The sequence below is a fragment of the Chelativorans sp. M5D2P16 genome (assembly GCF_034427935.1).
In the GTDB taxonomy this organism is placed as follows: Bacteria; Pseudomonadota; Alphaproteobacteria; order Rhizobiales; family Rhizobiaceae; genus Chelativorans.
Genome location: NZ_JAXQNM010000042.1, coordinates 276,206 through 285,856, shown reverse-complemented (window position 1 = coordinate 285,856; position 9,651 = coordinate 276,206). Strand labels below are relative to the sequence as shown.

11 protein-coding genes, 1 tRNA gene and 1 pseudogene are annotated in these 9,651 nt (G+C 61.4%); 5 read left to right on the top strand and 8 right to left on the bottom strand.

Features of this window, described 5'->3' with window-relative positions; all coding sequences use genetic code 11:
• Positions 1-90: 90 nt before the first annotated feature.
• A protein-coding gene (locus SIN08_RS23575; protein ID WP_322449402.1) for an IS5 family transposase occupies positions 91-854 on the top strand; the annotation gives its coding sequence in 2 pieces (ribosomal slippage) (positions 91-400 and positions 400-854; 765 coding nt in all).
• Between the two features lie 338 nt (positions 855-1,192).
• Here SIN08_RS23575 and SIN08_RS23570 read toward each other — a convergent pair.
• Both SIN08_RS23570 and SIN08_RS23565 read right to left on the bottom strand, forming a co-directional pair.
• Positions 1,193-1,624 (bottom strand): ATP-binding protein, encoded by a 432-nt coding sequence (locus tag SIN08_RS23570; RefSeq protein WP_322454055.1) that lies wholly within the window; start codon positions 1,622-1,624, stop codon positions 1,193-1,195.
• A 134-nt stretch (positions 1,625-1,758) separates the two neighbouring features.
• Complete coding sequence (locus SIN08_RS23565; protein ID WP_322454054.1) at positions 1,759-2,652, bottom strand: LysR family transcriptional regulator; 894 nt, start codon at positions 2,650-2,652, stop codon at positions 1,759-1,761.
• 91 nt (positions 2,653-2,743) lie between these two features.
• On the opposite strand from SIN08_RS23565, the gene SIN08_RS23560 reads away from it, so the two are divergent.
• Positions 2,744-3,322 (top strand): NAD(P)H-dependent oxidoreductase, encoded by a 579-nt coding sequence (locus SIN08_RS23560; protein WP_322454053.1) that lies wholly within the window; start codon positions 2,744-2,746, stop codon positions 3,320-3,322.
• A 2-nt stretch (positions 3,323-3,324) separates the two neighbouring features.
• Positions 3,325-3,744, top strand: coding sequence for a DUF6220 domain-containing protein (locus SIN08_RS23555; RefSeq protein ID WP_322454052.1), 420 nt, complete (start codon positions 3,325-3,327; stop codon positions 3,742-3,744).
• A gap of 302 nt (positions 3,745-4,046) precedes the next feature.
• Here the strand turns inward: SIN08_RS23555 and SIN08_RS23705 are convergent, their stop codons facing one another.
• The gene (locus tag SIN08_RS23705; protein WP_416208127.1) at positions 4,047-4,217 is read right to left on the bottom strand and encodes a helix-turn-helix domain-containing protein; all 171 of its coding nucleotides are present in this window, start codon (positions 4,215-4,217) and stop codon (positions 4,047-4,049) included.
• A gap of 5 nt (positions 4,218-4,222) precedes the next feature.
• On the opposite strand from SIN08_RS23705, the pseudogene SIN08_RS23550 reads away from it, so the two are divergent.
• Positions 4,223-4,609: pseudogene (locus SIN08_RS23550) on the top strand (integrase); the annotation flags it as partial.
• A 30-nt stretch (positions 4,610-4,639) separates the two neighbouring features.
• On the opposite strand, the gene SIN08_RS23545 reads toward SIN08_RS23550, so the two are convergent.
• Positions 4,640-5,635: an NADP-dependent oxidoreductase gene (locus tag SIN08_RS23545; protein ID WP_322454051.1), complete on the bottom strand. Its 996-nt coding sequence runs from the start codon at positions 5,633-5,635 to the stop codon at positions 4,640-4,642.
• A gap of 97 nt (positions 5,636-5,732) precedes the next feature.
• Here SIN08_RS23545 and SIN08_RS23540 point away from each other — a divergent pair, with 97 nt between their 5' ends.
• Entirely contained in the window at positions 5,733-6,656 is a 924-nt protein-coding gene (locus SIN08_RS23540; RefSeq protein WP_322454050.1) for a LysR family transcriptional regulator, read from the top strand.
• 89 nt (positions 6,657-6,745) lie between these two features.
• Here the strand turns inward: SIN08_RS23540 and SIN08_RS23535 are convergent.
• The 4 genes from SIN08_RS23535 to SIN08_RS23520 all read right to left on the bottom strand — a co-directional run bounded on the left by SIN08_RS23535 (position 6,746) and on the right by SIN08_RS23520 (position 9,195).
• Positions 6,746-6,822: transfer RNA gene (locus tag SIN08_RS23535), tRNA-Arg, on the bottom strand.
• A 558-nt stretch (positions 6,823-7,380) separates the two neighbouring features.
• Complete coding sequence (locus SIN08_RS23530; protein WP_322454049.1) at positions 7,381-8,322, bottom strand: DUF3618 domain-containing protein; 942 nt, start codon at positions 8,320-8,322, stop codon at positions 7,381-7,383.
• On the bottom strand, positions 8,319-8,714 hold the full coding sequence (locus SIN08_RS23525) for a phage holin family protein (RefSeq protein WP_322454048.1): 396 nt from the start codon (positions 8,712-8,714) through the stop codon (positions 8,319-8,321). The genes SIN08_RS23530 and SIN08_RS23525 overlap by 4 nt, the downstream gene beginning before the upstream one ends.
• Complete coding sequence (locus SIN08_RS23520; RefSeq protein ID WP_322454047.1) at positions 8,704-9,195, bottom strand: hypothetical protein; 492 nt, start codon at positions 9,193-9,195, stop codon at positions 8,704-8,706. Before SIN08_RS23520 ends, SIN08_RS23525 begins: the two co-directional genes overlap by 11 nt.
• Positions 9,196-9,651: the final 456 nt, after the last annotated feature.

The following is a 9,651-nucleotide window of genomic DNA, read 5'->3' as shown; positions in this document are numbered from 1 at the left end:
CTAGGCCGCGTGGACAAACCCGGTTCCCATTTTATCTGACGCGTGATTCAAAGCTGCTCTTTGAGGAGGGCAGCTTTGATTCGAGGACTGATGAGTGATGCGGAATGGGCGTTCTTCGCGCCGTTCCTGATCGAGAACCGCTCTCGCGGCGGCCGGCGGCCGCAGGGCCACCGCAAGGTGCTGGACGGCATCTTCTGGATCACGCGGACGGGCTCGCCCTGGCGTGACCTGCCGGCCGATTTCGGCAACTGGAACTCAGTCCATCGCCAGTATCGCCGCTGGACGGAAGCCGGCGTCTGGGACGTGATGCTGGCAGCCCTTGCCGAAAGCGACGCGGCCGACACGGCGATGCAGATGATCGACAGCACGATCGTGAGGGCGCACCAGCACGCAGCTGGCGGAAAAGGGGGATTCAGAGAAATGCTGTTGGCCGTTCGCGCGGTGGGCTCACGACCAAGCTTCATACCCGAACGGATGCGCAGGGCCTCGCCATCGGCTTCTGCCTAACGCCCGGTCAGGCCTCGGACATGGCCGCCTACGAGGATCTGATGCAGGAGGAGGCGCCCGATCCGGCCGCGATGCTGGCCGACAAGGGGTATGACAGCGACGCCATTCGCGACGACCTTGAGCGGCGCGGCGCAGACCCGGTGATCCCGACAAAGTCGAACCGCAAAGTTCAGCGCCCGGTCGACAAAACCAAATACGCACTGCGCAACCGCATCGAGCGCTTCTTCAATCGCCTCAAGCACTCACGCCGCATCGCCACACGATACGACAAGCTGGCCGCAAGCTTCCTTGGGTTCGTTCAGATTGCTACGATCAGACAGTGGATCAGGTTTGTCCACGCGAACTAGCTGGCTGCTGCCTTCTTGAAGACCTTGGCTCGATAGCCTGCTGCTGGTTTCTTCAATGCCCCAGTCCCTACGATGGCATCGTCATGGACAACGAATCCGAGCCGGAAGACGCGTTTGGTGCGATCGCGAATTCCGTCGGCCACTTCACCGCCATCGGCCACCTTGGCCGCGAACTGATCAAGTTCGTCATCACTGCAATCCTTGGGGCTTTGACGACAATCTGGTATTTCTTGTCGCGCTCGGTGTCATGCACATGGCTGACGGCAATCTCTAATAGCAGCTTGGCATCCTCGTCTGTGATGTCGCTATCTTCAGGCTGCTTGCTTTTGACTGTAAGTTTACCGCCGGCGACGACGTGCGCAAAAAGTTCTTCGTCTTGGCGTACAATACGGCTTGGTCAGGCTCGGTGGAACTTCCACCCTAAGGATGGGCTTGTCGTCCAGGTTTTCGATATAGACATCGATCGAGACCGGCGGGATGCAGCTGACTGCTTTGTTCAGGATCTGAAGGACGGTGGCATCGCTGACATCGCAGCCACGCACGACGCCGATTTGGGCCTTGTCGACCACCTGCTCGTCGACGCCTGCTAGTATTTGCCCACCGGCCTCCGAGTTGGCGAAGGCAACGAGGTCATCTGCACTGATGCCGTCTGGCAGACGCTTGAAATCCGACCGCACGCTTTCGCCTTCGGCGAGAAGTTCGCGCGTGAGCTTGCTTAGGTTTTGATGCGCTTCTTGATCGCCATCGCTGGTCGGGTCTTTATTGGACAACGCCTCTATAGGAATCCGCCTCCAGGCTCAAACCGCTCCATTAGTCTTGTCCGCTTTTCTTCCTGTCGGAAAATTCTGCTTTGGCCGGCGGCGCTCGCTATTCGAATGTCTGCTATCGACCAGGAGAGATGCTGTCATCTCTCCCGCAGCAGCGATGCGACTATTCCGGCAACGTGTCGGAGCGCTGTGTCCGTGGCCCGGCGGTGGTGCCAGGCGAGATGGAGGGGGAAACCGGAGATCGGGATCGGCGGCAGGAAAGAGATAAGTTTGCCTTCGGCAGCCACAACGCGTGAAGGCAGCATGGCGATCATATCGGAGCCCTGAAGGAGCGACGGGACAATCTGGAAATTGGGCACGACGAGACCGACGCGCCGGGCGAGCCCGCGGCCGGCGAGCTCCGCGTCGAGCGGGGTTCGCGTATCGCCCCGGCCAGAGACGAGGATGTGCGGATAACGCAGCCAGGTGTCGAGATTGAAGTTGCTGGCTGCGGGATGACCCTCACGCATGGCGACCACATAGTGCTCAACGAGCAGTTCCTCCCGGTGAAGTTCGTCCTCCGCTGGCGGGAAAACGGAAATGGCCAGGTCAGCCGTTCCTTCCATCAATCGAAAACGGGCGGCATCAGCGCCGTGCCATGGCTGGATCACAAGGTCTACGCCGGGCGCGGAATGCTGAAGTTCCTGCTGTATGGGCGCGATGACGAGCAGCGCCGGATAGTCCGCCATGGTGACCCGAAGGGTCTGGCGTATCTCGCTGAGCGGCACTTTCGGCGGATCGACCAGATCCACGACACCCGCCAACAGCGATTTCAGCGGCGCACGCAGCGCCTCGGCCTTCGGGGTCAGGCGCATAGTTCCGCGACCGCGTTCCAGAAGCTCGTCGCGAAAGAGATGGCGACAGCGTTGCAGCGCGGCCGATGCTGCCGGCTGGGACAGGCCGACCCGGTCGGCTGCGCGGCTGACATGGGCCTCGTCCAGAAGCGCGTCGAGCACGACGAGGAGGTTGAGGTCGAGCGATCTCAAATTCATACGTCGGATAATAGATTAGATTGAAAATCGATTGGAGTAATTTTTCAATCGGCGGCATCGTCTCTCCATCACAACCCAGAGAGAGGCGATCATGACCAAGACCCTCATCCTCCTGTTTCATCCCGACCTCTCACGGTCGAACGCCAATGCCGCGCTGGCCGCGGCGGCGGCGGCAAGGCTACCAGATATCGAAGTCGTCGATATGCAATCTGCCTATCCCGGTGGCATCGACATGTTCCGCGACGGTGAAAGCGAGGCGGCACGCCTGCTCGCCGCCGGGCGAATCGTGCTCCAGTTCCCCGTGCAGTGGTATTCGACGCCACCCTTGCTGAAAGCGTGGCAGGACGCGGTACTCACGCGCATGTTCTATATCAACTATGAAACGGAAGGCCGCGTGCTGGAAGGGACCGAACTGATGGTGGCGGCGACCGCCGGCAATGTGCCGGAAACCTATCGGGCCGGCGGGCGCAACATGTTCAAGATCGAGGCATTGTTTGCGCCACTTCGGGCCACTGCCAATCGCTGCGGCCTCGAATGGTCGCCACCCTTCGTCATCTATGAAGCCGACAAACTGCCGCCCGAGGCGCTCAAGGCCGCGGCAGAGGGCTATGCCGACCGGCTGGCGGCCTGGATCGCGTCAACCCCCACAGCCGAAGCAAAGGTGGCCTGACCATGGCAAACAAGATGCACGACACTTTCGTCGACCTCGAACGCGGCACCCCCGGCTGGTTCACCTGGTCGGCAAGGCTGCTGCCTGTCGGACTTCTCGCCCAATTCCTGAGCGCCGGCACCGCCCTTTTCCAGGACGGTGAGCTTTGGGGAGTGCATGCGGCAATAGGCGTCCTTCTTGCGATTCCGGCTCTCGCCCTTGTTGGCAGCGCCCTGTTGGTTTCCCGACTGCGGGGCTTTGGCTGGTGGGCTGGCCTCGTTTTCCTGCTCTATCTGGTCCAGGTGGTGCTGGCGGCGGGCTCGGAGACATTGCCGCTCTCATTCCATCCGTTCAACGGGGCATTGCTTTTAACGGCAAGCCTGGTGCTGCTGGCCAAGGTCGAGCGCCGCCGCGCGCAGCCTGTGGTATTGAATACCGACTAGACTAGGAGACTGAGTGATCCCGGCCTGTAGACCGCAACCAAAGTGTCGAAGGCAGCCTTCTATGCCGCACCAATCCTTGCAGCCGACTTGCGACTCCCTTTACGCTGAGGATCAGTTGCACATGGACGTCAGGTTTCGGGCAGCGGCAGTGGGCGGCGAAACGTCCATGATGAGGTCGTCAGCCGGACGGCGGCTTATTCAGTTTCTTCGGCCAGAACCGGACAGGCAACAAACTGCCCCGAAATCGCGACCGTGCACGTGAATAGAGGGCGAGGCGCAATTCGCTGCGTGGCACAGCGAAATCAATGGGCCTCAAGCGGTCTGGCTATCTGCGAGATACGCTGGAACTTCTTCCTGTAGGCCGACGGCGACAATCCCACGCCACGCTTGAAGACCCTCCGAAAAGAGGTCGAGTCATCATATCCGACCGAAGCGCCGACCTCGTCGACCGACAGCGTGTCAGTCTCCAACATTTGCTTCGCTTCGCTACACGATCGGCCTTCATGGTGTCTGGACCCCGGAGACTGCGCGCCGCGAAGCCAAAGCCCTGCTCGGACAGGTCGCCCATGGCGGCGATCCTGCTGAAGAGCGAGAGGAAGACCGCAAGGCGCTGACCATCAAGCAGCTCTGCGAGCAGTACATCGCCGACATGGAGGCTGGCCTCATCCTTGGCAAAGGCGGCAGACCGAAGAAGGACACCACCATCGCCACCGATGTCGGCCGTATCCGCAGGCACATCATTCCCCTTCTCGGGACACGACGTGTGCGGGACATTACCAAGCCGGACATGAACAATCTGATGAAGGACATCATTGCCGGCAAGACACGCGTCACCATAAAGACCGAAAAGCTGCGCGGAAAGGCGCGGTCGATGTTGTCATCGGCTCTGCACCCTTCATCGTTCGGTCGGCCGCAGGGCTAGCTTGCCGAGATAGTGCTCGCCTAAGGCATGATGAGCGTCCGCAGCCTGATCGAGCGTGAAGCTCTGTGCCACATGTACCTCGAACGAGTTGGAGGTGATCAAGTGATCGAGTTTGTCGAGTATTTCGCGTCTAGCTTCGTCGCCCGCGTACTCCTCGACTGTAAAATTTAATTGCGCTTCCGGCGTAGGCGATACACCACGGGGATAGGCAACACGGCCGCCCGGTCGCAGGATTTGAAGCGCGTGTTGTGCCGCTTCCCCTCCCGCGGTGAGCAGTGCAGCATCCAATCCCGCCGGTTCGAATGCCCGGGCCGCTGCGAGCACGTCCTCCTTGCGCCCGTCTACCGCAAAATCGGCTCCACTCCGGCGCGCCAAGGCGACACCATCTGTGCCAGAGGCAACTGCAAAGACACGGACGCCCATTCGCTTCGCCAACTGCACGGCCAAATGCCCGAGACCGCCCCCGGCACCGAAAATCATGAGCGTCTCACCTTTCTCCAGTCCAAGTACGTCGTCGAGACCCAGAAGCGCAGTGATCGCGTCAACCGGCATGGCGCCCGCCTGCTCAACGGTCAGGTTGCCTGGTATATGTGAGGCGAAATCAGCTTTGACAGCGACATATTCGGCATAGAAACCGCCTTTGGGGTTGATGTGTCGGTCGGCGTATACGCGATCGCCGACCTTGAAGCGCTGGACGGCCTCTCCCACGGCGGCAACGGTGCCAGCGCCGTCGAAACCGATGATGTAGGGAAACTGAGGCTCGAAGCCATGTCGCTCGCGGAAGAGATCGAAGAAGACTCCTTCGCGTTCCCATTGGTCCCACACGCCTACGCCAACCGCCTCAACGCGGATGAGAACCTCGTCTCGATCGATTTCGGGGACGCGTAGCGACTGGACTTTGAACTCTTCGACGCCGCCGAAGCGGTCGATTGCGGCAGCGAGCATACGATCGGGGATCGACTTTTCCATGGTTGGTCCTGTTTCGGATAATTGAATGCGTATCCAAGGTAGCCAAACCGTCATTGATCCGTTAGTTGGGGGTTTATGAATATTTATATGCCGAAAAATGGATAAATCGGACGTCACGCTCGAACGCATGCTCAGCTTTGTTCGCGTCGCTGAGCGTTGCAGCCTATCGGCCGTCGCGCGTGAATTCGGCATAGGCCAATCGACAGTCTCCCGGCATGTACGGGAATTGGAAGAGGCCGTCGGCGCGCCCTTGCTCGCCAGAACCACTCGCCGCGTCACTCTGACCGATGAAGGCCGCCGCTATTACATCAATTGCGTGCAAATATTGCGCTTGGTCGAACAGGCGGGAGACGAAGCACGCGGCACCAGCAGCGCAGCTGCCGGCATGGTTCGGGTTTCCTGCACTGCGGCCTTGGGGATCTTGCACATCAACCGGCTGATTTTCGATTTTCAGGATCGCTATCCCGAAATCGGGGTCGACCTGAGCCTTACAGATGAACGCATCGACCTCGTCAGGGAAGGCGTGGATATCGCAATCCGCCTAGGTCCTCTCACCGATAGCTCCATGAAGCTTAAGACACTCGGACAGTCCCCGCGTTTCTTGGCGGCCGCGCCAAGCTATCTATCCGCCCGAGGTAGACCGGCCAGCGTACAGGACCTGCAGGCTCACGAGGGCATTCGGATGACCAATATCGCAGGAAGCGACAGTCTGACTCTGCGTGGGTCAGACGAAGTCCGAACCATTCCATTCGAAGGACGCTTTCAGACCGATCACGGGCTTGCCGCACGCCTGGCCCTTGCCGCGGGACGTGGAATCGCGCCGGTCCATCACTGGCTGGTTGACGACCTTCTGGCGGACGGGCGCCTTGAGATACTCCTGCCGGACTATTCGCTTCCGTCGGTTCCGCTGAACATGCTCATCGTTCCCGAACGCGCGAACATCGCACGTGTTCGTCTGCTCATCGACTATCTCGCCGATGAAATCGTGCGCTTGCCGGGAATTTCCAAGTCGGAACGCTGAGGGCAGGCTTGATGCAGATACGATCAATTCGCGACCTAAGCGAAACCAACAAAAGCTCTTGGAAATTCAGGAAATTTCGTGGGGGAATGTGGCGCACCCATCAGGATTCGAACCTGAGACCTTCGCCTTCGGAGGGCGACGCTCTATCCAGCTGAGCTATGGGTGCTCACCGTGTCGCAACTGCTTACGCAGTGCTTACGTGAACTTTCGCGAGTTGAAAGACAAGAACGAGGGCCTCGCAAATCCTTGTTCTTACTGCTTCTTTTCGTCTCCTCGTTGTCACGTAGCCCCTTGACATCAGCCTTCGGAGGGCAGCGCTCTATCCAGCTGAGCTACGTACGGGTGCGGGGGCAGTAGCGGCCCGCCCGGTCTACATAACCGAACCGTTCCGCTGCATCAATCTTGAATCTATGCCAGTTCTCGGACGCACGGCGCACATCGCTCATTAGCGCCCCGTCCAGAAGCCGCGCCGCGAACAAAGACGTTCACCCATCACCAAACGCTCTCTGCACGGCATCAACACCGCCGGCAAAGCCGAAAGTGTTGCCCATGTCCGTGCAACTTCACCCATGTCTCGGGTCGCTCACGTGCCGCTGCGCGACTGCCTACACAGGCAAGGACTGCCCTCAGCCGCGTCGGCGCCTCCACCTCTCTGCGCGGTTCTTCCTTCCGAGAGGGTCACCGGGGCGCACGAGCTTTCTGACGGGAAAGTTGGGCAGCTGCGCTAGCGCGAGTTTTTGCTAGTGCTTCCCTCGGTGCTGCGGCGGCTTGTGCTGCCGGCAGCCTTGCTGGGTCTGCCGGTCGCCTGTTGACTCGCGGTACCCGTATCCTGGCCCCCAGCCTTCTGGCGTTCCGCCTCTTGCTTGCCTGCGCCATAGGCCTTTGAGGCGACGTCCTTGGCGCTGTCGAGGCCATGTCTGGCCGTCTCCTGCATGCGATCGCGCACGCTGTCCTCGTAGGGCTGCAGATATTCCTCTTCCGCCCGCGTCCGCGGCATGAAGGCGCCTATGGCTGCGCCAAGTGCGATCCCCACTGCGCCTATGATAATCGGCTCCTGGCGAAGCGTGTGGCTGATCGCCCTCTGTGCGCGCGTGCCTGCGTCCACCGCCGAGCGGCCGGCGCCGCGCGCCCGTTGCCCGATATGCTGCCCGCCCTCGGCCATGGAGTGGGTTGCCCCGGAGGCGCTTTCCGTGGCGGACGCGTAGGCGGAGCCGAACTTCTCCCCCACCGATCCCGCGGCTCGGGAAGCGGCATGCATCGCGCCACCGGCTCTGTCTTTCACCGATGGCTGCCCCTGCCCGCTTTTCGGAACGGGTGCCACGCCCGTTCGCGGCAAGCCATGGGTCTCCTGCCATACCGCGTCCGTATCCGAAGCGTCCGGCTCTGCGGCGTACTCCTGCCGCGCCTGGGCGGTGCCCGCCCCGCTTCCCATGAGGAGCCAGGCAACCCCGGTGCCGATCAGTGCAAGCGGAAGGGGATTGTCGCGGATCTGGTTCTTCAGATTGTGAACCGCGATGGCCCCGTCCGAATCCCTGAAATAGGAACCGACCTCGTCGATGATCCGGCCAGGTGTCAGTCTGTCCTGGATCTTATGCGCGGTGTCGATCATTCGATCGCGGGCCGCCTCCGCCTCGCGTTCCAGTTCGGCCGCCGATCTCGGTGTCATCGTATGTGTTCCTTCATTGTCCGCGCATCTTCGGCAACCTGCTCCTGAGTGCGGTCGGGCATCAGATTTGCCGTCGCCATGTTGGACGTGCCACGCCGCACCAGGAACGCGCCCAGGGCGGCGACGACCACGCCCACGAGGAGGGAAGCCCACCCGGCTCCAAGGCCGAGCTCGGCCAGCCCCACAACCAGCGCCTGCAGCAGGACCAGGAGCGCCGCCAGCAGGCAGACGCCTCCCGCGAGGACCTCGATCGCCCCGTTGCGCACCTGGTCGATCTTCTCCGACATCTCCGTACGCAGCAGACGGAACTCCGTACGCACGAGCGTGGCAGCCTGATCAGCAAAGTCGGAGATCAATGTGGTGATCCCGCGTGCTTCGGCCTTAAGATTCATGGCGACCTCCTCCGAGGTGGTTGGCAGTGCTGTCGCGCGGGTCGTCTCCGCTGGTCACGGCAGACTGCGTCGTGTCCGACACGCTGCCCTGCGCGATCCGCCCGAGCGCCATGCCGACCAGGACCGAGCCCGCGAGGAATGCCCCGGGATGGTCGCGCCCGAAACGCCGCACGTCGCGGATCATCTCGTCGAACTGCTTTCGCCCGAGGGCGCTGGAGAACTGCTCCAGCCCGCCCGCCGCGTGGCCCAGAAGCTGCGCGGCCGGGCCCTGGTCCTGTTCCGCCAGTTCCGCACCGGCACGGCGGATGGCCTCGGCAAAACCGTGCAGGCTGTCGGAGGCTTGCCGTTTCGCCTTGTCGACCCGGTCGAGCGCTTCCTGTTTCATATCCGTTCCCATTTCGGCGGCCGAATCTCGCACCGTCTCCGCCGTGCCGGAGCCTGCGCTGCGGTTTTGCCGCTGGTCTTGCGAACTGCTCGCCATCTGAACGCTCCCTACGCCAATCCGAGAAAGGACAGGATCGCGAGGATCACCACGATGAGGCCGATAAGATATATGATGGAATGCATGGGGCTCTCCCATTCTACCGTGCACCATAACCCCAGCGAACCGCATAGGTTCCATCAGGCCGCCCCGTCTGGGAACTGCACGAGAACGGACTTGCCTCGCGTGCTTTCGGCAACAATGGTTTCGTGACCTGCCCCGCATCTTTGCCGCCCGGCTCACGGTAGCCGGCCTATTCCTTGCCGGCCTGGCAGGCTCCCGCGCTGCAATTTTTCTTCCGCGAAAAAATAGCGGAACCGGGAATCCTCTCGATGGTTAGGTGCAAGACGATCCGCCGAGAACGGATCGCGAGTAGTCACCGATGTTTCTGGTGCGCTGAAGCCCCTATCCTCCCAGGGCTGACAGCGGAAGGCCGCCCCGGTTCGCGCCGGGGCG